Origin of the sequence: Pseudomonas sp. F01002 (genome assembly GCF_004402115.1) — a bacterium.
Taxonomy (GTDB): domain Bacteria; phylum Pseudomonadota; class Gammaproteobacteria; order Pseudomonadales; family Pseudomonadaceae; genus Aquipseudomonas; species Aquipseudomonas frigoris.
In genome coordinates this window covers 719074-740963 of the sequence record NZ_SOPU01000018.1, presented here as the reverse complement: position 1 = coordinate 740963, position 21890 = coordinate 719074, and the positions used below count along the sequence as shown (strand labels likewise).

Below are 21890 nucleotides of genomic sequence, written 5' to 3'. Positions count from 1 at the left end.
GCATGGCAACGGTAATGAAGAAGGTCGACGCAGTGATCGTCGGTTTTGGCTGGACGGGCGCGATCATGGCCAAGGAGCTGACAGAAGCCGGCCTGAATGTGCTTGCGCTGGAGCGCGGGCCGATGCAGGACACTTACCCCGATGGCAACTATCCACAGGTGATCGACGAACTCACCTACAGCGTGCGTAAAAAACTCTTCCAGGACATTTCCAAAGAGACCGTGACCATTCGCCATAGCGTGAATGACATCGCGCTGCCGAACCGCCAATTGGGCGCCTTCCTGCCCGGTAATGGTGTCGGCGGCGCCGGTTTGCACTGGTCCGGCGTGCACTTTCGGGTCGACCCGATCGAGTTGCGCATGCGCAGCCACTACGAAGAACGCTACGGCAAAAGCTTCATCCCCAAGGACATGACCATCCAGGACTTCGGCGTCAGCTATGAAGAGCTGGAACCGTTTTTCGATTACGCCGAGAAGATCTTCGGTACGTCGGGCCAGGCATGGACGGTGAAGGGTCAGTTGGTCGGCGAAGGCAAAGGCGGCAACCCGTACGCGCCGGATCGTTCGAATCATTTCCCGTTGGAATCGCAGAAGAACACTGTTTCCGCACAGCTGTTTCAGAAAGCGGCCACCGCAGTGGGTTACAAACCCTACAACCTGCCCTCTGCCAATACGTCAGGCCCCTACACCAACCCCTACGGCGCACAGATCGGCCCGTGCAACTTCTGCGGTTTTTGCAGCGGCTATGTCTGCTACATGTATTCCAAGGCATCGCCGAACGTAAACATTCTGCCGGCGCTCAAACCGCTGCCCAATTTCGAGCTGCGGCCCAACTCCCACGTACTGCGGGTCAATCTCGACAGCACCAAGAGCAAGGCGACAGGTGTGACCTACATAGACGGCCAGGGCCGGGAAATCGAGCAGCCGGCAGACCTGGTGATCCTCGGTGCCTTCCAGTTCCACAATGTGCGGCTGATGTTGCTTTCGGGTATCGGCAAGCCGTACGACCCAATCAGCGGCGAAGGCGTTGTCGGCAAGAACTTCGCCTACCAGAACATGGCCACCATCAAGGCCTACTTCGACAAAGACACCCACACCAATAACTTTATTGGTGCCGGCGGTAACGGCGTGGCGGTGGACGACTTCAACGCCGACAACTTCGATCACGGGCCCCATGGTTTCGTCGGCGGCTCGCCGATGTGGGTCAACCAGGCAGGCAGCCGACCGATCGCTGGCACATCCAACCCGCCGGGCACCCCGGCCTGGGGCAGTGCCTGGAAACGTGCCACCGCCGATTACTACACCCATCAAGTGTCGATGGATGCCCACGGCGCGCATCAATCCTACCGCGGCAACTACCTCGATCTGGACCCGGTGTACCGCGATGCCTACGGCTTGCCGCTGTTGCGGATGACCTTCGACTGGCAGGAAAACGACATCAAGATGAACCGCTTCATGGTCGAGAAAATGGGCAAGATCGCCGAAGCGATGAGCCCCAAGGCCATCGCTGTACTGGGCAAGAAAGTTGGTGATCACTTCAACACCGCGTCTTACCAGACCACCCACCTCAACGGTGGCGCGATCATGGGTACCAATCCGAAAACCAGCGCCTTGAACCGTTACTTGCAGAGCTGGGACGTGCACAACGTTTTCGTCCCCGGAGCGTCAGCTTTCCCACAAGGCCTGGGCTACAACCCTACCGGCCTGTTGGCAGCGTTGACCTACTGGTCGGCCCGGGCAATCCGCGAGCAGTACCTGAAAAACCCCGGCCCGCTGGTTCAGGCTTAAGGAGCGATGACCATGAAAGCACTTGTTATCGCGACCCTGACGTTGCTCGGCTGTGGCTCGGTCAACGCCGCAGAAATTGATCAAAACCTGATCAAACAAGGCGAGTACCTTGCCCGCGCGGGTGACTGCGTGGCTTGCCATACCGCCAAGGACGGCAAGCCGTTCGCCGGTGGTCTGCCGATGGAAACACCGATCGGGACGATCTACTCCACCAATATCACGCCGGATAAAACCGGCTTGGGTGACTACAGCTTTGAGGATTTCGACAAAGCCGTCCGCCATGGTGTCGCCAAAAACGGTAGTACCTTGTACCCGGCGATGCCCTATCCGTCCTACTCCAGCGTCAACGAACCCGACATGAAAGCCTTGCACGCCTACTTCATGCACGGCGTGGCGCCTGTCGCTCAGGAGAACAAGGCCAGCGACATCCCTTGGCCTTTGAGCATGCGCTGGCCGCTTGCGGGCTGGCGCTGGATGTTTGCCCCGGCCGTGGCGGACGACAAAGCGGCACCCGGCGAAGAAGCGGTGGTCAGTCGTGGGGCTTATCTGGTGGAGGGCCTCGGACATTGCGGCGCATGCCATACGCCACGTGCCCTGACCATGCAGGAAAAAGCTCTGAATGCAGGTGAAGGCAGCGCATTTCTGTCAGGCAGTGCGCCATTGGAAGGCTGGATTGCGAAAAGTCTGCGCAGCGATCACAAAGACGGCCTCGGCAGCTGGAGCGAAGAACAACTGGTGCAGTTCCTCAAGACCGGTCGCAGCGATCGCAGCGCGGTGTTTGGTGGCATGAGTGATGTGGTGACGCACAGCATGCAATACATGACCGACAACGATCTGACCGCGATTGCCCGTTACCTCAAGTCCTTGCCGGCGAATGATCCCAATGATCAGCCGCACCAGTACGACAAACAGGTCGCACAGGCGCTGTGGAACGGGGACGACAGCAAGCCTGGCGCTTCGGTGTACATCGACAACTGCGCGGCCTGTCACCGTACCGATGGCCATGGCTACACCAAAGTGTTCCCGGCGCTGGCAGGCAACCCGGTGTTGCAGTCGCAGGATCCGACGTCGCTGATTCACATCGTGCTCAAGGGCGGTACGCTGCCGGCGACTCACACGGCGCCTTCGACCTTTACCATGCCCGGGTTCGCCTGGCGGTTGTCGGATCAGGAAGTGGCGGATGTGGTCAGTTTCATCCGCAGCAGCTGGGGCAACAAGGGTGAGCCGGTCAAGGCGAGCGACGTAGCAGACCTGCGCACGAATGATATGAAGACCACGTCGGCCGACGATCTGGGGCAAGTTACCCAGAAAAACTGACTGCCCGGCGGCACTAGCCAGATGAATAACGCCTCTATACTGTATATAAAAACAGTACAGAGGCGTTCTCATGTCCACCCCTCTTCCCCCGCGCGGCCGCGGCACCGCGACCAACCCGCACAACCGCTTCGCGCCGAATCGCTCGGTGGCCGAGGATGACGGCTGGTATCAGGAAGCGCCGATCACCCAAGGCACCGAGGTGCGTATCGAAACGGCAAAAACCATCATCACTCGCAACAACTCGCCGGACTTGCCCTTCGATCGTTCGATCAATCCCTATCGCGGCTGCGAGCACGGTTGCATCTATTGCTACGCGCGGCCCAGCCACGCTTATTGGGACATGTCACCAGGGCTGGACTTCGAAACCAAACTGATCGCCAAGACCAACGCCGCCGATGTGCTGGAAGAACAACTGTCCAAGCGCGGCTATCAATGTGCGCCGATCAATCTGGGCTCCAATACGGACCCTTATCAGCCGATTGAACGCGAACACAAAATCACCCGCAAAACCCTCGAAGTGCTGCTGCGCTATCGCCATCCAGTGACCATCATTACCAAGGGCTCGCTGATTCTGCGGGATCTGGACCTGCTGGGCGAACTCGCCGAGCAAAGGCTGGTGGCGGTGATGATCAGCCTCACTACCCTGGACGACGAGCTCAAACGCATCCTCGAACCGCGCGCCGCTGCACCCAAGGCTCGGTTGCGGGCGATCCGCGTGATGCATGAAGCGGGAATTCCGGTGGGCGTTCTGTGCTCGCCGATGATTCCGATGATCAACGACAGTGAACTCGAAAGCCTGCTCACCGAAGCTCATGCCGCAGGGGCGCAAAGTGCGGCCTACATGATGCTGCGCCTGCCGCTGGAAGTTGCGCCGCTGTTCGAAGAATGGCTGGCGGCCCACTATCCTCTGCGTGCCGCTCATGTGTTGAGCCTGATTCGTCAGAGCCGTGGTGGCGAGCTCTACGACAGTCGCTTCGGTGCCAGGATGCGTGGCGAAGGACCGATTGCCGATCTGCTGGCGCAACGCTTTGCCAAAACCATCAAACGTCTGGGGCTCAATCGTCGGGAAGGTTTCAATCTGGACTGCGAAGCCTTCTGTCCGCCGGGTCGCCAGATGTCGTTGATTTGAGGACAATTGGCCTATGATTGAGTAGTGTGAAATTCACTTTGCCACTACGCCGGTCACGTTTTTTGTGACCTGGAACACACGTTCTAGAGCATTTTATTCAGTTTGAGTTAAGTTTCGGCCGCTACCTTGTTCATCGAGTGACTGACGGGGCGAGATTCTCGACCTGGATGTTTTTTAAACAGCCACTGGCTTCACACCGGACAAAACGGGAAAATTCCCTGACTCCGCCAAAGAGGATGAATCATGAGTGACAAGGATAAACAGCCGTTGGCTGCGTCGGCTTCAGCCCAACCGGAGGCGGAAACCGCCGATGCAGCGCTGCAGCATATCGTTGATGGCTTTTTGCATTTTCATCACGAAGTTTTTCCACAGCAGGAAGAACTCTTCAAAAAACTCGCCACGGCCCAGAGCCCCAGAGCGATGTTCATCGCCTGCGCCGATTCGCGCATCGTTCCTGAGCTGATCACCCAAAGCTCCCCTGGCGACCTGTTCGTGACCCGTAACGTCGGCAACGTTGTGCCGCCTTATGGGCAAATGAACGGCGGTGTTTCCACGGCAATCGAATACGCGGTACTGGCCCTCGGCGTGCAACACATCATCATCTGCGGGCACTCCGACTGTGGCGCGATGCGCGCAGTGCTCAACCCGCAAAGCCTGGAAAAAATGCCGACGGTCAAAGCCTGGTTGCGTCATGCCGAAGTGGCAAAAACCATGGTCCAGGACAACTGCCATTGCGCTGACGAAAACGAAAGCATGCACGTCCTCACCGAGGAGAATGTGATCGCCCAGCTGCAACATTTGCGCACGCACCCGTCGGTCGCTTCGCGCATGGCTAATGGTCAGCTGTTTATCCATGGTTGGATCTACAACATCGAAACCAGCGAAATCAGGGCTTACGACGCGGACAAGGGTTGTTTCCTGCCGCTCGACGGCAGCCATCCGATTCCGGTGGCGACGCCTAAAGCGCGCTTCTAAATCCTAGTGTCCTGTCTCACAAATACGTTCTTTTTTGACGAGTGACTGTTGTCGTCAGGCAAGGCGCCGTGACGAGTCATAGCCCGCTATGGCGAGGAGCGGCAACGCAGCATGACGGCAACAGGCGCCGTCAAAAATGAACAGTATTTGCGAGACAGGACACCCGATCATTGTGTGGTTTAGCCGAGGCTGCCGATCAGGCAGCCTGGCTTTGCCACGCCTGAAGAAAACTTCGGGAGAGTCACCATGCGTGCTGCTCAACTTAAAGCTGTACTGCCACGGGAGCTGCTGGCGTCCGTGGTTGTGTTTCTCGTCGCCCTGCCCTTGTGCATGGGTATCGCCATTGCCTCGGGGCTGCCGCCGTCCAAAGGCTTGATCACCGGGATCATCGGTGGCCTGGTGGTGGGCTGGATTGCCGGTTCACCACTGCAAGTCAGCGGCCCGGCGGCCGGTTTGGCGGTTCTGGTGTTCGAACTGGTGCGCCAGCACGGTATCGCCATGCTCGGGCCAATCCTGCTGCTGGCCGGTTTTCTGCAACTGGTGGCCGGACGCTTGAAACTGGGCTGCTGGTTTCGGGTCACGGCGCCGGCGGTGGTCTACGGCATGCTCGCCGGGATTGGTGTACTGATCGTGTTGTCACAGGTGCATGTGATGCTCGACGCCGTGCCCAAGCCTTCCGGGCTAGATAACCTGGCCGCCTTCCCGGCCGCGGTCGTCCAGGCCTTGCCCTCCTTCGGTTGGCAAGCCGGGTTGCTCGGGCTGTCGACGATTGCGGTGATGTGGTTGTGGGAGAAATTCCGCCCTCATTCCCTGCGCTTCATTCCCGGCGCACTGCTTGGTGTAGGCCTGGCGACTGTCGCCAGTCTGGTGCTCGCCTTGCAGGTCAAACGAGTGGAAGTCCCGGCCAACCTGGCAGAAGCCATCGACTGGTTGAAACCTGCGGATCTGCTCAATCTGGCTGACCCGACCTTGCTGATCGCCGCGTTTGCCTTGGCCTTCATCGCCAGCGCCGAAACCCTGCTCTCCGCCGCCGCGGTGGACCGTATGCACAACGGCCAGCGTTCCGACTTCGACCGGGAATTGTCGGCTCAAGGCGTAGGCAACATGCTTTGCGGTTTACTCGGCGCGCTACCGATGACCGGCGTGATCGTGCGCAGTTCGGCCAACGTCCAGGCCGGCGCCACCACGCGACTGTCGGCGATCTTCCATGGCCTGTGGCTGCTGGCTTTCGTGTTGCTGCTGTCCAGCGTGCTGCAAAGCATTCCGGTGGCGAGCCTGGCGGGCGTTCTGGTTTACACCGGTTTCAAACTGGTCGACCTCAAGGCCTTCCGCGGTCTGGGTCGTTATGGGCGGATGCCGATGTTCACCTACGCGGCGACCGCTCTGGCAATCATCTTCACCGACCTGCTGACTGGCGTGCTGATCGGCTTCGGCCTGACCCTGGCCAAGCTGGCCTGGAAGGCTTCGCGGCTGAAAATCAGCCTGATCGATCTGCCCAAGGACGGCGAAATGGAACTGCGATTGATAGGTGCAGCGACCTTTCTCAAAGTGCCGGCGCTGACCCAAGTGCTGGGGACCATTCCGGCAGGCGCGACGGTGCATGTGCCGCTCAATAACCTGAGCTACATCGATCACTCGTGTCTGGAATTGCTGGAGGAATGGGGCCGGGCCAATGCGGCCAAGGGATCAAAACTGTTGATTGAAGCGCGGGGGTTGAAGCGCAGGCTGGAAGGGCGCTTACGAACCACCTCCGGAGTGGGCTCTACGACATAAACATAAACAATGTGGGAGCGGCGGTGCGACGATTCGACTTGCTCGCGAAAGCGGTGCGTCAGTCAACATCAATGTTGAATGATCGACCGCCTTCGCGAGCAAGTCGAATCGTCGCACCGCCGCTCCCACAGGGATTCGGTTCCTACCGTAAAATCAAGCCGCCGGCTGATCCAACTCCAGCCCTACGCCCAGCTGGCGCGACAGACACGGCCAGCGCTTCCATGCAGCGCCGGTGTCCGGGCTGTTGAGCTTCTCGCGGTAGGCCTCGACGGACTCCAGCGCGAAACTGTCTTCATTGAGCATCTCGTCCACAGCGTGATGCACCGCCTCATCCAGTTGATTGGCAAACTCCTCGCCGATCAGTTGGTGGGCAATCAGGTTGGCAACAGTCATGTCCAAGGGGATCAGTGGCTGGCCAAAATGCTTGATGTACAGGTCATTGACCTCTTCGACCAGGCGATGCGCCAGATAGGCTTCGTCCAGCAGGCTGTCCAGACCAACATGACCGGCCATGATCGCTGGCGGCTGGAGGAAGAACTGCTCGGCGATTTTCAGCACCGGTTTGATCTGTGATTCGATACCCGCTTCCCTGGCGACTTCATTGGCTGCGTCCAGCAGGTCCGGCACTTGCTCTATATACGCGGCCACAAAACGCGTCATCACGCCGTTGGCGTCGACATCCGGCAATTGGATGGCGGAGTGAAGGTGTGGCAGTTGGGTTTCCAGCTGACGAGTCAGCTGGCCGGTTTCGGCTTCGTGTTGTTGGGCTTTTTGGATCTGCTCGCGCAATGCGGCGGTGTTCATGAAAACTCCAGGAAACAAAGGCAATGAAATAGGGAAGACATAACTTAGCTGGCATACGAAAAATGCTAAGACGCATTTGTCATAATTATTTCATCCTTGAGACATCAAAGTTATATCGGTTTGCCACCACTCGTCTGCATCCTTCTCCATTCGTGCCCTGGAACGCAAGTCCCAGCTGTTTCAGATGATTTACGCCCTCACATTGCGAGGTGGCAGTCGCTGTCTATACTCGGGTGGGAATGGAGTTAGCTGATGACGCCCGACTGCACACGCAGCAAGGCTCGGCGATTCAAGTTCGTAGTCTGAAAAAGCCGCTCCCTTGCCGCAGGTGAAAGCCGGCGGGATAACAAGAACGATAAGGGGAACCCGCAATGATGCGACATCCACATGTCTGGATGGGCCTCCTGTTGTGGTCGATTTTCAGTCAGGCACAAGCGGCCTGGACTGTGAATATGGCGCCTGGAGCGACTGAAATCAGTCACGCAGTATTTGACCTGCACATGACCATTTTCTGGATCTGTGTAGTGATCGGCATCATCGTCTTCGGCGCCATGTTCTGGTCGATGATTCTCCACCGCCGCTCGACCGGGCAGGTGGCCGCGAAATTTCATGAAAGCACCACCGTCGAAATTCTCTGGACCATCGTGCCCTTCCTGATCCTGGTGGCCATGGCGGTTCCCGCGACCGCAACCCTGATCAAGATGTACGACGCCAGTGAGCCGGATATCGATATCCAGGTCACCGGCTATCAGTGGAAGTGGCACTACAAATACCTGGGCCAGGACGTTGAGTTCTTCAGCAACCTGACCACGCCCGCCGATCAGATCCACAACAAGGAAGCCAAGAGCGAACACTACTTGCTTGAGGTCGATAAGCCTTTGGTGCTGCCGATCGGCGCCAAGGTGCGCTTCCTGGTGACTTCCGCCGACGTCATCCATTCCTGGTGGGTGCCGGCCTTTGCGGTCAAGCGTGATGCGATTCCGGGATTCGTCAACGAAGCCTGGACCCGCGTCGACAAGCCCGGCATCTACCGCGGTCAATGCGCCGAATTGTGCGGCAAGGACCACGGCTTCATGCCCATCGTGGTCGAGGTCAAGGAAAAGGCCGATTACGAAAAATGGCTGGGCGAGCGCAAGGCTGAAGCCATGCAGCTCAAAGAGCTGACCAGCAAGGAATGGACCCTCGACGAGCTTAAAGAGCGCGGCGACAAGATCTACCACACCACCTGCGTCGCCTGTCACCAGGCCGAAGGTCAGGGCCTGCCGCCGATGTTCCCGGCGCTCAAGGGCTCGAAAATCGCTACCGGACCGAAAGAAGGACACCTGAGCATTGTCTTCCACGGCAAGCCCGGCACCGCCATGGCGGCGTTCGGCAAGCAGCTCTCGGAAGTCGATATCGCAGCGGTCGTGACCTACGAACGTAACGCCTGGGGCAACAACAAGGGCGACATGGTCACCCCTAAAGAAGTGCTGGAGCTGAAACAGGCGGAAAGCAAATGACCCGGTCTATTGCGCACGTAAGGAACCAGTCGGGGCATCGCGCCCCGGCCTGCCCAGCCCATCTGTTTGCAGGAGACAGGACATGACTGCTGTCGTCGATGACCATGTTCATACCGGCACCGCCCACGCCCACGGCCCCGCCAAAGGCCTGATGCGCTGGGTGCTGACCACCAACCACAAGGATATCGGCACGCTGTACCTGTGGTTCGCGTTCTCCATGTTCTTGCTCGGCGGCTCGTTCGCGATGGTGATTCGTGCCGAGTTGTTCCAGCCAGGACTGCAAATCGTCCAACCGGAATTCTTCAACCAGATGACCACCATGCACGGTCTGGTGATGGTCTTCGGTGCGGTGATGCCAGCCTTCGTCGGCCTCGCCAACTGGATGATCCCGTTGATGATCGGCGCGCCGGACATGGCCCTGCCACGGATGAACAACTTCAGCTTCTGGCTATTGCCGGCGGCGTTCATCCTGCTGGTATCGACCCTGTTCACCCCCGGCGGTGGACCGAACTTCGGCTGGACGTTCTACGCCCCGCTGTCGACGACCTACGCACCAGAAAGCGTGACCTTCTTCATCTTCGCCATCCACTTGATGGGGATCAGTTCGATCATGGGCGCGATCAACGTGATCGCCACCATCCTCAACCTGCGCGCCCCCGGCATGACGCTGATGAAAATGCCGCTGTTCGTCTGGACCTGGCTGATTACCGCGTTCCTGCTGATCGCGGTGATGCCGGTACTGGCCGGCTGCGTGACGATGATGCTGATGGACATCCACTTCGGCACCAGCTTCTTCAGTGCCGCCGGTGGCGGTGACCCGGTGTTGTTCCAGCACGTGTTCTGGTTCTTCGGTCACCCCGAGGTGTACATCATGATCCTGCCGGCCTTCGGTGCCGTCAGCTCGATCATTCCGGCCTTCTCACGCAAGCCGTTGTTCGGCTACACCTCGATGGTCTATGCGACGGCGAGTATCGCGTTCCTGTCGTTCATCGTCTGGGCGCACCACATGTTCGTGGTCGGCATTCCGTTGGTGGGCGAGTTGTTCTTCATGTACGCCACGCTGCTGATCGCGGTGCCGACCGGAGTGAAGGTGTTCAACTGGGCCAGCACCATGTGGCAAGGCTCGCTGACCTTCGAGACACCGATGCTGTTTGCGGTGGCGTTCGTGATCCTGTTTTCCATCGGCGGGTTCTCCGGGTTGATGCTGGCCATCGCCCCGGCGGACTTCCAGTACCAGGACACCTACTTTGTGGTCGCGCACTTCCACTACGTACTGGTGCCGGGGGCGATCTTCGGGATCTTCGCCTCGGCCTACTACTGGATGCCGAAATGGACCGGCCACATGTACGACGAAACCCTCGGCAAGCTGCACTTCTGGCTCTCGTTCATCGGCATGAACATGGCGTTCTTCCCGATGCACTTCGTGGGGCTGGCGGGCATGCCGCGGCGGATTCCCGACTACAACCTGCAATTCGCCGACTTCAACATGGTGTCGTCGATCGGTGCGTTCATGTTCGGCGCCACGCAGATCTTCTTCCTGTTCATCGTGATCAAGACCATCCGCGGCGGCCCGCCAGCACCGGCCAAACCGTGGGATGGGGCCGAAGGCCTGGAATGGAGCATCCCGTCGCCGGCGCCGTATCACACCTTCACCACGCCGCCGGAAGTGAAATGAACGCGCAACCCTATGTGGGAGCGGGCTTGCTCGCGAAGAACGATAACGCAGTTTGTCTGACGGACCGCAGCGTCTGCTTCGCGAGCAAGCCCGCTCCCACAGGGTTATGCGTAGAGGTTGGAAATCATGGCTGACTCTATTTCGTTGAAGAAACTGGTCACGCGCCTGCTGCTGGTGGTGGTGGCGATGTTTGTCTTCGGGTTTGCCCTGGTGCCGATCTACGACGTGATGTGCAAGGCGTTCGGCATCAACGGCAAAACCGGCGGGCAGTACGAGGGCGAGCAAACGGTCGACACCTCGCGGCAGGTTCGCGTGCAGTTTCTGTCGACCAATGCCGCCGACATGTCCTGGGACTTCTACCCCAAGGGCGATGAGCTGACGGCCAACCCGGGCGCGGTGAACGAGATGATCTTCATCGCCCACAACCCAACCGATCGCCCGATGAGCGCCCAGGCGGTTCCGAGCATCGCGCCCAGTGCCGCGGCGGCGTACTTCCACAAGACCGAATGTTTCTGCTTTACCCAGCAAGTGCTGCAGCCCGGTCAACGGATCGAGATGCCGGTACGTTTCATCGTTGACCGTGACATGCCCAAGGATGTGAAGCACCTGACGCTGTCTTACACGCTGTTCGATATCACCGCCCGACATCCACCGGTGGCTGTAAATACTGGCGGCTGAGCGTGCCCGATAAGGAGAACAATAAATGGCAACTCATGAACACTATTACGTACCGGCCCAGAGCAAATGGCCGATCATTGCCACCGCCGGCATGCTCACCACCGTGTTCGGCCTGGCCACCTGGTTCAACGACCTGAAAGCGGCGCGGCCGGAGTCCCACGGCCCGCTGATCTTTTTCGTCGGCGGCCTGATGGTGGCCTACATGCTGTTCGGCTGGTTCGGTACGGTGATCAAGGAAAGCCGCCAAGGGTTGTACAGCGCACAGATGGATCGCTCGTTCCGCTGGGGCATGAGCTGGTTCATCTTTTCGGAGGTGATGTTCTTCATCGCCTTCTTCGGCGCACTGTTTTATGTGCGTAACATTTCCGGCCCGGCGCTCGGGGGTGAAGGGGTCAAAGGCATCGCTCATATGCTTTGGCCGAATTTCCAGTTTGCGTGGCCATTGCTGCACACCCCTGACCCGCAACTCTTCCCGCCGCCCAAGGAAGTCATCAGTCCCTGGGGCCTGCCGCTGCTCAATACCGTTTTGCTGGTGAGTTCCAGCATCACCGTGACCATCGCCCACCACGCCTTGAAAAAGGGCCATCGCGGCGCGCTGAAAATCTGGCTGGCGCTCACCGTGCTGCTGGGCTGCGCGTTCCTTGGTTTTCAGGCCGAAGAATACATGCATGCCTACCACGAACTGGGCCTGACGCTCGGTTCGGGCATCTACGGCGCGACCTTCTTCATGCTCACCGGTTTCCACGGCGCCCACGTGACCATCGGCACCATCATCCTGTTTGTGATGTTGATGCGGATCATGCGCGGGCACTTCGACGCCGATCACCAGTTCGCGTTTGAAGCGGCGAGCTGGTACTGGCACTTCGTGGACGTGGTGTGGATCGGTCTGTTCGTTTTCGTCTACGTGCTCTGAGGCTTTACCAAGGCGCAGTAGAGACCAACTGGCCGCTGAAAAAACCCCAGGCAATCAAGCCGACGGTAATGGCGGCCAGCGCAACACGAACACTCAAGGCAATGACGAGGCGGTTCGAGCTGCTGTCGTCCTTGACCAGAAAAAACAGGCCGCTGAACAGGCTGACAACCGTGGCAATCAGCATCAGGACGATGGCTGCTTTGAGCATGGTGAGACTCCGGGGGGAAGGCGATGCACTTGAGTATAGCTATCGCGACTAGCGACTTTCTGGCGACGCCATGAAGCGTTTTCGGCCGGGCATCGTACCGACCCTGGTGGTCGCGTTGTTGCTGCCCATGCTGGTGTCACTCGGGTTCTGGCAATTGAGCCGGGGCGCAGAGAAAAGCGCGCTGCTGCAAAGCTACACCGAGCGCCGTGCCGCCGAACCGATGGCCAGCACCGAGCTGCAACACATCGCAGATCCGGCCTTCCGCCGGGTTCACCTGCACGGCCAGTTCGATGCCGCCCACAGCCTGTTGCTGGATAACCGTCAGCGCGACGGCAAGGTTGGCGTCGAACTGCTGCAGCCGTTTCAGGATCAGGCGACCGGGCTCTGGTTGTTGATCAATCGCGGCTGGCTGCCGTGGCCGGATCGCCGCACCCCACCGCAATTCACCACACCGACTCAGGCCTTGAGTCTCGTTGCCTGGGTCTACGTCTCCCCCGGCGCCACTTTCCAGTTGCACGCCGACCCGAACACCACGACCTGGCCACAGCTGGTAACAGCCGTTGAACCGGCGAAGCTGTGGAAGGCGCTGGATCGTGAAGGTTTTACCTACGAATTACGCGCAGAAAGCGGTCCCGCGACTTACCAGGCTGACTGGCCGGTAGTCGCCATGGGACCGGAAAAACACCTGGCTTATGCCGTGCAGTGGTTCGCCATGTCGATCGCCCTGTTTGGCCTTTATCTCTATCTCGGCTGGCACAACGCAAAGGAGAAACACCATGGGAGCGGCCATGAATCCACCCAACATGTCTGAGGCGAAAACGCCGGCGAGTCGGCGTAAAGGTCGCTTGCAGTTACTGCTGATCCTGCTTGGGGTGATCGGTCCGATGATCCTCGCCACCGGCATGTACAAATTGCAGTTCTGGGTGCCGGACGGTCGCAGCTATCACGGCGAACTGATCGGCAACGGCCAGACCCGCGCCGACCTCGGCGTGCAGGCGCAGGAGGATCGTTGGCAGATACTGGTGACTGCGCCCAAGGATTGCTCGGTGGACTGCCAACAACTGGCGTACCTGGCGCGGCAGATCCAGATCGGGCTTGGCCGTGATGCCGGGCGCGCCAGTCATGCCTTGGCCACGGCACAACCGCTGAGCAGTGAATACGACGCCAAGCTGACGCGCGAGTATCCTCAATTGCAACGGTATCCCCTGGACCTCGCCACCTTCAGTACCTTCAACAAAACCGCCGGCACCGGGGACAAGCCCGCGCCACAGCTGTGGATCATCGACCCTCACGGCAATCTGGTGCTGCGCTACGACCCGACGGTGAAGGGTAAGGATCTGCTCAACGACCTGCGTCATCTGCTGAAACTGTCGAACATCGGATAAGGGCATCGTCATGGCCAAACCTGGATTTCGCCTCGCGCTGTTTGCCACCATGCTGGCACTGATTGTGGTGTTGCTCGGCGCCTACACCCGCCTGACCCACGCCGGGCTCGGTTGCCCGGACTGGCCGGGTTGCTATGGCTTTATCAGTGTGCCGAAAAGCGAAGTTCAATTGGCCCATGCCGAACTGCATTTTCCCGACGCTCCCGTCGAAGCCCATAAGGGCTGGAACGAGATGGTTCACCGCTACTTCGCCGGCACGCTGGGGCTGCTGATCTCGGTGCTGGCCGGTCGCGCCTGGGTTCATCGTCGTCATCCGGGGCAACCGGTGAAGTTGCCGTTGTTCCTACTGGCGGTGGTGATCGCCCAAGCGGCATTCGGCATGTGGACGGTAACGCTCAAGCTCTGGCCACAAGTGGTCACCGGGCATTTACTCGGTGGTTTTGCGACGTTGAGCCTGCTGTTTTTGCTGACGTTGCGATTGTCCGGCGTGTTGCCAGCGCTGACCGTGCCGCGGCGTTTGCAGTACTGGGCGACGGCCGGGCTGCTGCTGGTGATCGGGCAAATCGCCCTCGGTGGCTGGGTCAGTTCCAACTACGCGGCGGTGGCCTGTATCGACTTCCCGACCTGTCATGGGCAATGGCTGCCACCCGCGGACTTCGCCAACGGTTTTCACCTGACCCAACACATCGGCCCCAATTACCTCGGCGGGCAACTGGACAGCGATGCCCGCACCGCGATTCATCTGACTCACCGCATCGGCGCATTGCTGGTGACCCTGGTGTTGCTGGGGCTGGCCTGGCAACTGAAGGTGGTCGGCATGACGCGCCTGGCGGGGCTGGTGCTGATTGCACTCGCCGCACAAATCACCCTCGGCATCAGCAATGTGCTGTTTCACCTGCCACTGCCAGTGGCCGTCGCGCACAACGCGGGCGGCGCGGCACTGTTGCTGACGATGGTGCTGGTCAATTATCACGCGCGAACCAGTCTGGTTCGGGTCAAGCAGCAACCCCCTGCGCGCTGGCGGTTCAGCCCGCGCAAACACTCAGCCGGGCCCATAACAATAAAAGGAGAGATGCCATGGCGACTCTGATCGGCGCACGTCACAGTCAGGCGATCTGGCGTGACTACCTGGAGCTGACCAAGCCGAAAGTGGTGGTGCTGATGCTCATCACCTCGCTGGTCGGCATGTTCCTCGCGACCCGCGCCGGAGTACCGTGGACGGTGCTGGTGTTCGGCAATCTGGGGATCGCCTTGTGTGCCGGCGGTGCGGCGGCGGTCAACCATGTCGTGGACCGGCGCATCGATGCGGTCATGGCCCGCACGCACAAACGTCCCCTGGCCGAAGGCCGGGTGTCGCCGGCGGCCGCGCTGACGTTTGCCTTGGTATTGGCGGTGCTTGGGCAAGCCATACTGCTGGCTTTCACCAATCCACTGACGGCGTGGCTGACCCTGGCCTCGCTGCTCGGCTACGCGGTGGTCTACACCGGTTTCCTGAAACGCGCGACGCCGCAAAACATCGTCATCGGAGGCCTGGCCGGCGCCGCCCCGCCACTGCTCGGCTGGACCGCCGCTACCGGCCACGTCAGCGCCGAACCACTGTTGCTGGTGCTGATCATCTTCGCCTGGACCCCGCCGCACTTCTGGGCACTGGCCATTCACCGCAAAGAGGAATACGCCAAGGCTGACATCCCGATGCTGCCGGTGACCCATGGCGAGCACTACACCAAGGTCCACATCCTGCTTTATACCTTCGCGCTGCTGGCCGTCAGCCTGATGCCGTACGTGATCCACATGAGCGGCATGCTCTACCTGATTTGCGCGCTGGGACTGGGCGCGAGGTTTCTGCAATGGGCCGTGGTGCTGTACCGTGGCACTCGGCCGCACGCGGCGATCAACACCTTCAAGTACTCTATTTACTACTTGTTCCTACTGTTTATCGCGCTGCTCGTAGACCACTACTTACTGTTGAACCTATGACTCGAACCCAGAAAACCGTCTTCATCCTCGTTGCCCTGATCGCGCTGGTCCTGGGCCTGACCATCAACAAAGTGCTGTCCGGCAAAGGCCAGGGCGACCCGACCGCTCTGATTGATGCCGGGATCATTCTGCTGCCGCAAAGCCGCAACCTGCCGGCCGTCACAATGACCGATCAGGACGGCAAGCCAGTGGCGGTTAACGAGCTGAAAGACAAATGGTCGCTGCTGTTCTTCGGCTACACCTTCTGCCCGGACATCTGCCCGACCACCCTCGCCCAGCTGCGCCAAATCAAGAGCGAACTGCCGCCAGAGGCTGTGGCCAAGTTGCAGATCATTCTGGTCAGCATCGACCCGAACCGCGACACGCCCCAGCAGCTCAAGCAGTACCTGGGCTACTTCGATCCGCAGTTCAAAGGCCTGACGGCTTCGTCGGTTGAAGACATTCAGAAACTGGCCAACGCGGTGAGCATTCCGTTCATTCCGGCGGACACCAGCAAGCCGAATTACACCGTCGATCACAGCGGCAACCTGGCGGTGATCGGGCCGGACGGGACGCAGCGTGGGTTCATTCGGGCGCCGTTGAACAACGTGAAATTGGTGGCGCAGTTGCCGGTGATGCTTACCCGCAAATAGTGTGAACTACACAAAACTATTGTGGGAGCGGCGGTGCGACGATTCGACTTGCTCGCGAAAGCGGTGGATCAGCCGCCATAAATGCTGAATGACACACCGCATTCGCGAGCAAGTCGAATCGTCGCACCGCCGCTCCCACAGGGTCCGTATTCCAGGCATAAAAAAACGGGGACGCAATCAATGCGTCCCCGTTTTTTTATTGCTGTCAGATCAGAACGCCGGCAATACCGCGCCTTTGTACTTCTCGAGGATGAAGGCTTTCACTTCCGGGCTGTGCAGGGCAGCAATCAGCTTCTTCATCGCTTCGCTGTCCTTGTCGTCTGGACGGGCAACGAGGATGTTCACGTAAGGCGAGTCGTTGCCTTCGATGACGAGCGCGTCCTTGGACGGGTCAAGCTTGGCTTCCAGCGCGTAGTTGGTGTTGATCAGCGCCAGGTCAACCTGGGTCAGCACGCGCGGGATGGTCGCGGCTTCCAGTTCACGGAATTTCAGGTCCTTGGAATTCTCGGTGATGTCCTTGACGGTCGCGAGGATGTTGTTCGAATCCTTCAACTTGATCAGGCCAGCCTTCGCCAGCAGCAACAGCGCACGGCCGCCGTTGGTGGCGTCGTTCGGGATCACCACGTTGGCGCCGCCTGGCAGCTCGGTCAGTGCTTTGTACTTGCTGGAGTAAGCGCCCAGCGGTTCCAGGTGCACGCCGGCAACGGCCACCAGATTGGTGCCCTTGGCCTTGTTGAATTCATCGAGGTACGGCTGGTGCTGGAAGAAGTTGGCGTCCAGACGTTTTTCGGCCACCTGCACGTTCGGCTGGATGTAGTCGGTGAAGACTTTGACCTTCAAGTCCACGCCTTCTTTGGCCAGGGCAGGTTTCACGAATTCGAGGATTTCTGCGTGCGGGACCGGGGTGGCCGCGACGGTCAGGGTTTCATTGGCCTGAGCAGAGAACGCTGCAACTGCTGCGAGCGCTACGAGTAATTTTTTCATTCAGCTAACTCCTTGTGGGTACTCGCTTGCGACGCCTGAATTCGGCGCCTGCCAGCGAATGGCCGGCTCATTTGTCATTTACGGGACTCTTTACTTCCTGGAGAAGTGCACAACCAACTTGTCGCCAACGGTTTGCAGCACTTGGACCAGCACCAGCAGCAACATCACTGTCACGACCATCACATCAGGCTGGAAACGCTGGTAACCGAAACGGATTGCCAGGTCGCCCAAACCACCCGCGCCGACCACACCCGCCATCGCCGTGTAGGACACCAGTGTAATGGCTGTCACCGTAATCGCCGCGAAGATGCCCGGGCGGGCTTCCGGCAGCAAGGCATTGGTGATGATCTGCCGGGTCGTCGCGCCCATGGCCTGGGTTGCCTCGATGATGCCGCGATCCACTTCACGCAGGGCGGTTTCCACCAGTCGCGCGAAGAATGGCGTAGCGCCCACCACCAGCGGTGGAATCGCACCGGCGACACCGAGGGACGTACCGGTGATCAACACCGTGAACGGAATCATCACGATCAGCAGAATGATGAACGGCAGCGAACGCAGGATGTTCACCATCAGCGACAGCATTGCGTAAACGCCTTTGGCTTCCAGCAACTGACGCGGGCTGCAGAGGAACAACAGCACGCCCAGGGGCAGGCCGAGCAAAACAGTGAACAACAGCGAACCGAAGAGCATCAGAAAGGTATCGCCGGTGGCCAGCCAGATTTCGAACCAGTCGATATTGACGAAGAAACTTGTCAGGACTTCCATCAGCGCAGCACCTCCATGTGGACGTCAGCCGCAGTGAAACGGGCGAACGCCGCTTCCATGTCGCCACCGGTCACGGCCAGGGTCAACTGCCCGTAGGGCACGTCTTTAATGCGGTCGATACGACCGGCCAGGATGCTGTAGTCCACACCCGTTTCCCGGGCGACGGTACCCAGCAATGGCGCGTAGGTCGCTTCGCCCTGGAAGGTCAGACGCACGATGCGGCCTGGAACGTGAGCGAAGTCGTCGCGCTGTTCGCTTTCGTCGATCTGCTCGTCCTCTTGCACGAAGCGCTTGGTGGTCGGGTGCTTCGGATGCAGGAACACCTCGGCCACCGAACCTTGCTCGACGATCACGCCAGCGTCCATCACCGCGACCTGGTCGCAGACCCGGCGGATCACGTCCATCTCGTGGGTAATCAACACGATGGTGAGCTTCAGCTCGCGATTGATCTCGGCCAGCAATTGCAGGACCGACGCAGTGGTCTGCGGGTCCAGTGCGCTGGTGGCTTCGTCGCACAGCAGGATTTTCGGCTTGGTCGCCAGGGCGCGGGCGATGCCGACGCGCTGCTTCTGGCCACCGGACAATTGCGCCGGGTACTTCTTGGCGTGGTCGGACAGGCCGACCCGCTTCAGCAATTCGGCCACACGCCGGTCGATGTCGCTGCGCGACAGTTCACCGGCCAGGGTCAGTGGCAGCGCGACGTTGTCGGCCACGGTCTTGGACGCCAGCAAGTTGAAGTGCTGGAAAATCATCCCGACTTGCTGACGGAAACGTCGCAGGCTGTTGGCGTCGAGCGCGGTGACTTCTTCGCCGTCGACGAATATCTTGCCGCCACTGGACTCTTCCAGGCGATTGATCAGACGCAGCAGGGTACTTTTTCCCGCACCGGAATGGCCGATCAGACCGAAGACCTGACCGTTCTCAATCGTCAGACTGGTCGGATGCAGGGCGGGAATATCCTTACCGGCGACGCGGTAAGTTTTGTGGACGTTTTGAAACTCGATCACGTAGCGAACCTTGTGGGGCGCGTTGGAAAAGGGTCAGCGGTTAGCCGGGCGCGCATTTTAGCCTGTCCGTATAGAGGTTATTAGCATTTATTCCGCATTCAACCTTCCATTTGGCAATAACGCGATCAAAGGTTAGAAAAAAGGAACGGCGCAAAACGTCATCAGTCACTAATTAGGCAACTCGAAAACGCCCCCGGTCCGTGCCTGGGGTATTGCTCAAGAGTCCTGGCTACGGCGGGAATCGCAACGAGGAGTTTTGTCTGATGAGTACTAAAAAACCTGCCGCAACCAAAAGCGCACTGGCCGGGACCGATACCCCGGACCGCGGTAACACCAATGCCAAGCTCGACAGCCTGGAACAATTTCGCTCCGACGCCACTGAACAGGCCCTGCGCACCAACCAGGGCGTGAAAGTCTCGGACAACCAGAACACGTTGAAAGCCGGCGCCCGCGGGCCATCGTTGCTGGAAGATTTCATCATGCGTGAAAAGATCACGCACTTTGACCATGAGCGCATTCCCGAGCGCATCGTCCACGCCCGCGGCACCGGTGCTCACGGCTACTTCCAGAGCTATGAAACCCATTCCGTGCTGACCAAGGCCGGGTTCCTACAAGACCCAAGCCAAAAAACCCCGGTCTTCGTCCGCTTCTCCACGGTGCAGGGCCCTCGTGGGTCGGGCGATACCGTGCGGGACGTACGAGGTTTCGCGGTGAAGTTTTTCACCGACGAAGGCAACTTCGACCTGGTGGGCAATAATATGCCGGTGTTTTTCATTCAGGATGCGATCAAGTTTCCTGACTTCGTGCACGCGGTGAAACCCGAGCCGCACAATGAGATGCCCACCGGCGGTTCAGCTCACGATACCTTTTGGGATTTTGTCTCTCTGGTACCAGAGTCGGCGCACATGGTGATCTGGACCATGTCCGACCGGGCGATCCCGAAAAGCCTGCGCAGCATGCAAGGCTTCGGCGTGCACACCTTCCGCCTGATCAATGCCGAAGGTAAATCGCGCTTCGTCAAATTCCACTGGCGCCCCACGGCCGGGACCTGTTCGCTGGTGTGGGATGAAGCGCAGAAACTCGCCGGTAAAGACACGGATTACCACCGTCGCGATCTCTGGGAGTCGATCGAGATGGGCGACTACCCGCAATGGGAACTGGGCGTACAGATCATCGAGGAGGAGAACGAACATAAATTCGACTTCGACATCCTCGACCCGACCAAGCTGATTCCGGAAGAACTGGTGCCGATCACCCCGTTGGGCAAAATGACCCTCAACCGTAATCCCGACAACTTCTTCGCCGAAACCGAACAGGTCGCCTTCTGCCCAGGGCATATCGTGCCGGGGATCGACTTTTCCAACGATCCATTGCTACAAGGTCGGCTGTTTTCCTACACCGATACGCAAATCAGCCGACTTGGCGGGCCGAACTTTCACGAGATCCCGATCAACCGCCCGGTCGCACCGTTCCACAATGGTCAACGGGACGCATTGCATCGCACCACCATCGACAAGGGCCGCGCGTCCTACGAGCCGAACTCCATTGATAGCGGTTGGCCGAAAGAAACACCGCCGGCAGCCCAGGATGGTGGCTTCGAAAGTTATCCAGAGCGCATCGACGCCAACAAGATCCGTCAGCGCAGCGAATCATTCAGCGACCACTTCTCCCAGGCGCGACTGTTTTTCCACAGCATGAGCAAGCATGAGCAGGAGCACATCATCTCGGCTTACAGCTTCGAGTTGGGCAAGGTTGAGCGGGAGCTCATCCGCGCGCGCCAGGTAAATGAGATTCTGGCCAACATCGATCTGGAACTGGCCAAGCGAGTGGCGCAGAACCTGGGGTTGCCAGCGCCCAAAGCCGGGACGGTCGAAGTACGCAAAACCTCACTGGATCGCTCGCCGGCCCTGAGCCAGGCCAACTTGCTGCCGGCGGATATCAAAACCCGCAAAGTGGCAATCCTGGCAGCCAATGGCGTCGATGGTGCAGCGATTGATGCCATGAAGAAAGCGCTGAAGGCAGAAGGTGCGCACGCCAAACTGCTCGGCCCGACTTCTGCGCCTGTGACCACCGCCGATGGCAAAGCATTGCCGGTCGATGCGTCAATGGAAGGCTTGCCTTCGGTGGCGTTCGATGCGGTGTTTGTGCCCGGTGGCGCGGCGTCGATCAAGGCGCTAAGCACCGACGGGGTGGCGCTGCATTACCTGCTGGAGGCGTACAAGCACTTGAAGGCGATTGCACTGCAAGGCGAGGCCAAACAGTTGCTGGATGTGTTGAAGCTGGAGGCTGATGCGGGGTTGATCGTGGGCACGGATGCGAAGTTGATCAAACCGTTTTTTGCCGCGATCGGGCAGCATCGGGTGTGGGACAGGGAGCCGAAAG

The 21890-nt window shown here is 59.4% G+C and carries 20 protein-coding genes; 15 read left to right on the top strand and 5 right to left on the bottom strand.

Features of this window, described 5'->3' with window-relative positions; translation table 11 throughout:
* The first annotated feature begins 2 nt into the window (after positions 1–2).
* The 5 genes from E3W21_RS17305 to E3W21_RS17285 all read left to right on the top strand — a co-directional run bounded on the left by E3W21_RS17305 (position 3) and on the right by E3W21_RS17285 (position 6981).
* On the top strand, positions 3–1787 hold the full coding sequence (locus E3W21_RS17305; RefSeq protein WP_134421187.1) for a GMC family oxidoreductase: 1785 nt from the start codon (positions 3–5) through the stop codon (positions 1785–1787).
* A 12-nt stretch (positions 1788–1799) separates the two neighbouring features.
* Positions 1800–3104, top strand: coding sequence for a cytochrome c (locus E3W21_RS17300; RefSeq protein ID WP_134421185.1), 1305 nt, complete (start codon positions 1800–1802; stop codon positions 3102–3104).
* Between the two features lie 70 nt (positions 3105–3174).
* Positions 3175–4233, top strand: coding sequence for a PA0069 family radical SAM protein (locus E3W21_RS17295; protein WP_134421183.1), 1059 nt, complete (start codon positions 3175–3177; stop codon positions 4231–4233).
* A 243-nt stretch (positions 4234–4476) separates the two neighbouring features.
* A complete protein-coding gene (locus E3W21_RS17290; RefSeq protein ID WP_129439625.1) occupies positions 4477–5208 on the top strand; it encodes a carbonic anhydrase in 732 nt (243 codons plus the stop codon).
* Between the two features lie 246 nt (positions 5209–5454).
* Complete coding sequence (locus tag E3W21_RS17285) at positions 5455–6981, top strand: SulP family inorganic anion transporter (protein WP_134421181.1); 1527 nt, start codon at positions 5455–5457, stop codon at positions 6979–6981.
* Between the two features lie 153 nt (positions 6982–7134).
* Here E3W21_RS17285 and E3W21_RS17280 read toward each other — a convergent pair whose 3' ends face one another.
* Positions 7135–7785, bottom strand: coding sequence for a hypothetical protein (locus E3W21_RS17280; RefSeq protein WP_134421179.1), 651 nt, complete (start codon positions 7783–7785; stop codon positions 7135–7137).
* 371 nt (positions 7786–8156) lie between these two features.
* Here E3W21_RS17280 and coxB point away from each other — a divergent pair, with 371 nt between their 5' ends.
* The 4 genes from coxB to E3W21_RS17260 all read left to right on the top strand — a co-directional run bounded on the left by coxB (position 8157) and on the right by E3W21_RS17260 (position 12550).
* Positions 8157–9284: a cytochrome c oxidase subunit II gene (coxB, locus tag E3W21_RS17275; RefSeq protein WP_129439629.1), complete on the top strand. Its 1128-nt coding sequence runs from the start codon at positions 8157–8159 to the stop codon at positions 9282–9284.
* An 82-nt stretch (positions 9285–9366) separates the two neighbouring features.
* A complete protein-coding gene (gene ctaD / locus E3W21_RS17270; RefSeq protein ID WP_008152477.1) occupies positions 9367–10959 on the top strand; it encodes a cytochrome c oxidase subunit I in 1593 nt (530 codons plus the stop codon).
* A gap of 126 nt (positions 10960–11085) precedes the next feature.
* Positions 11086–11637, top strand: coding sequence for a cytochrome c oxidase assembly protein (locus E3W21_RS17265; protein WP_129439633.1), 552 nt, complete (start codon positions 11086–11088; stop codon positions 11635–11637).
* A 25-nt stretch (positions 11638–11662) separates the two neighbouring features.
* Positions 11663–12550 carry a cytochrome c oxidase subunit 3 gene (locus tag E3W21_RS17260; protein ID WP_129439635.1) on the top strand — a complete coding sequence of 296 codons (888 nt, stop codon included), beginning with the start codon at positions 11663–11665 and terminating at the stop codon, positions 12548–12550.
* A gap of 4 nt (positions 12551–12554) precedes the next feature.
* On the opposite strand, the gene E3W21_RS17255 is transcribed toward E3W21_RS17260, so the two are convergent.
* Positions 12555–12758, bottom strand: a complete 204-nt coding sequence (locus E3W21_RS17255; protein WP_094469789.1) for a twin transmembrane helix small protein — start codon at positions 12756–12758, stop codon at positions 12555–12557.
* A 70-nt stretch (positions 12759–12828) separates the two neighbouring features.
* Between E3W21_RS17255 and E3W21_RS17250 the strand changes: the two genes are divergently transcribed.
* From E3W21_RS17250 to E3W21_RS17230, 5 genes are read left to right on the top strand one after another with little or no spacing between them, the layout of a single operon-like run.
* Complete coding sequence (locus E3W21_RS17250; RefSeq protein WP_129439637.1) at positions 12829–13569, top strand: SURF1 family protein; 741 nt, start codon at positions 12829–12831, stop codon at positions 13567–13569.
* Positions 13535–14143, top strand: a complete 609-nt coding sequence (locus E3W21_RS17245; protein WP_134421177.1) for a hypothetical protein — start codon at positions 13535–13537, stop codon at positions 14141–14143. The genes E3W21_RS17250 and E3W21_RS17245 overlap by 35 nt, the downstream gene beginning before the upstream one ends.
* 10 nt (positions 14144–14153) lie before the next feature.
* A complete protein-coding gene (locus tag E3W21_RS17240; protein ID WP_134421175.1) occupies positions 14154–15233 on the top strand; it encodes a heme A synthase in 1080 nt (359 codons plus the stop codon).
* Complete coding sequence (cyoE, locus tag E3W21_RS17235) at positions 15221–16120, top strand: heme o synthase (protein ID WP_134421173.1); 900 nt, start codon at positions 15221–15223, stop codon at positions 16118–16120. Before E3W21_RS17240 ends, cyoE begins: the two co-directional genes overlap by 13 nt.
* Entirely contained in the window at positions 16117–16752 is a 636-nt protein-coding gene (locus E3W21_RS17230; protein WP_134421171.1) for an SCO family protein, read from the top strand. The genes cyoE and E3W21_RS17230 overlap by 4 nt, the downstream gene beginning before the upstream one ends.
* Positions 16753–16962: 210 nt before the next feature.
* On the opposite strand, the gene E3W21_RS17225 is transcribed toward E3W21_RS17230, so the two are convergent.
* The 3 genes from E3W21_RS17225 to E3W21_RS17215 all read right to left on the bottom strand — a co-directional run bounded on the left by E3W21_RS17225 (position 16963) and on the right by E3W21_RS17215 (position 19508).
* Positions 16963–17736 (bottom strand): MetQ/NlpA family ABC transporter substrate-binding protein, encoded by a 774-nt coding sequence (locus E3W21_RS17225; RefSeq protein ID WP_129439647.1) that lies wholly within the window; start codon positions 17734–17736, stop codon positions 16963–16965.
* A gap of 90 nt (positions 17737–17826) precedes the next feature.
* Complete coding sequence (locus E3W21_RS17220) at positions 17827–18501, bottom strand: methionine ABC transporter permease (protein WP_134421169.1); 675 nt, start codon at positions 18499–18501, stop codon at positions 17827–17829.
* The gene (locus tag E3W21_RS17215) at positions 18501–19508 is read right to left on the bottom strand and encodes a methionine ABC transporter ATP-binding protein (protein ID WP_129439651.1); all 1008 of its coding nucleotides are present in this window, start codon (positions 19506–19508) and stop codon (positions 18501–18503) included. Before E3W21_RS17215 ends, E3W21_RS17220 begins: the two co-directional genes overlap by 1 nt.
* A gap of 263 nt (positions 19509–19771) precedes the next feature.
* Here E3W21_RS17215 and katE point away from each other — a divergent pair.
* On the top strand, positions 19772–21890 hold a 2119-nt coding region (gene katE, locus E3W21_RS17210), incomplete at its 3' end, for a catalase HPII (protein WP_134421253.1).

Bases quoted from the DNA above. Each gene is read 5' to 3' on its own strand.
- E3W21_RS17285 (WP_134421181.1), top strand. From the start codon at position 5,455: ATGCGTGCTGCTCAACTTAAAGCTGTACTGCCACGGGAGCTGCTGGCG.
- cyoE (WP_134421173.1), top strand. From the start codon at position 15,221: ATGGCGACTCTGATCGGCGCACGTCACAGTCAGGCGATCTGGCGTGAC.
- E3W21_RS17230 (WP_134421171.1), top strand. From the start codon at position 16,117: ATGACTCGAACCCAGAAAACCGTCTTCATCCTCGTTGCCCTGATCGCG.
- E3W21_RS17250 (WP_129439637.1), top strand. From the start codon at position 12,829: ATGAAGCGTTTTCGGCCGGGCATCGTACCGACCCTGGTGGTCGCGTTG.
- E3W21_RS17280 (WP_134421179.1), bottom strand. From the start codon at position 7,785: ATGAACACCGCCGCATTGCGCGAGCAGATCCAAAAAGCCCAACAACAC.
- E3W21_RS17265 (WP_129439633.1), top strand. From the start codon at position 11,086: ATGGCTGACTCTATTTCGTTGAAGAAACTGGTCACGCGCCTGCTGCTG.
- coxB (WP_129439629.1), top strand. From the start codon at position 8,157: ATGATGCGACATCCACATGTCTGGATGGGCCTCCTGTTGTGGTCGATT.
- E3W21_RS17245 (WP_134421177.1), top strand. From the start codon at position 13,535: ATGGGAGCGGCCATGAATCCACCCAACATGTCTGAGGCGAAAACGCCG.
- E3W21_RS17225 (WP_129439647.1), bottom strand. From the start codon at position 17,736: ATGAAAAAATTACTCGTAGCGCTCGCAGCAGTTGCAGCGTTCTCTGCT.
- E3W21_RS17290 (WP_129439625.1), top strand. From the start codon at position 4,477: ATGAGTGACAAGGATAAACAGCCGTTGGCTGCGTCGGCTTCAGCCCAA.
- E3W21_RS17305 (WP_134421187.1), top strand. From the start codon at position 3: ATGGCAACGGTAATGAAGAAGGTCGACGCAGTGATCGTCGGTTTTGGC.
- E3W21_RS17255 (WP_094469789.1), bottom strand. From the start codon at position 12,758: ATGCTCAAAGCAGCCATCGTCCTGATGCTGATTGCCACGGTTGTCAGC.
- E3W21_RS17240 (WP_134421175.1), top strand. From the start codon at position 14,154: ATGGCCAAACCTGGATTTCGCCTCGCGCTGTTTGCCACCATGCTGGCA.
- E3W21_RS17220 (WP_134421169.1), bottom strand. From the start codon at position 18,501: ATGGAAGTCCTGACAAGTTTCTTCGTCAATATCGACTGGTTCGAAATC.
- E3W21_RS17295 (WP_134421183.1), top strand. From the start codon at position 3,175: ATGTCCACCCCTCTTCCCCCGCGCGGCCGCGGCACCGCGACCAACCCG.
- E3W21_RS17300 (WP_134421185.1), top strand. From the start codon at position 1,800: ATGAAAGCACTTGTTATCGCGACCCTGACGTTGCTCGGCTGTGGCTCG.
- E3W21_RS17260 (WP_129439635.1), top strand. From the start codon at position 11,663: ATGGCAACTCATGAACACTATTACGTACCGGCCCAGAGCAAATGGCCG.
- ctaD (WP_008152477.1), top strand. From the start codon at position 9,367: ATGACTGCTGTCGTCGATGACCATGTTCATACCGGCACCGCCCACGCC.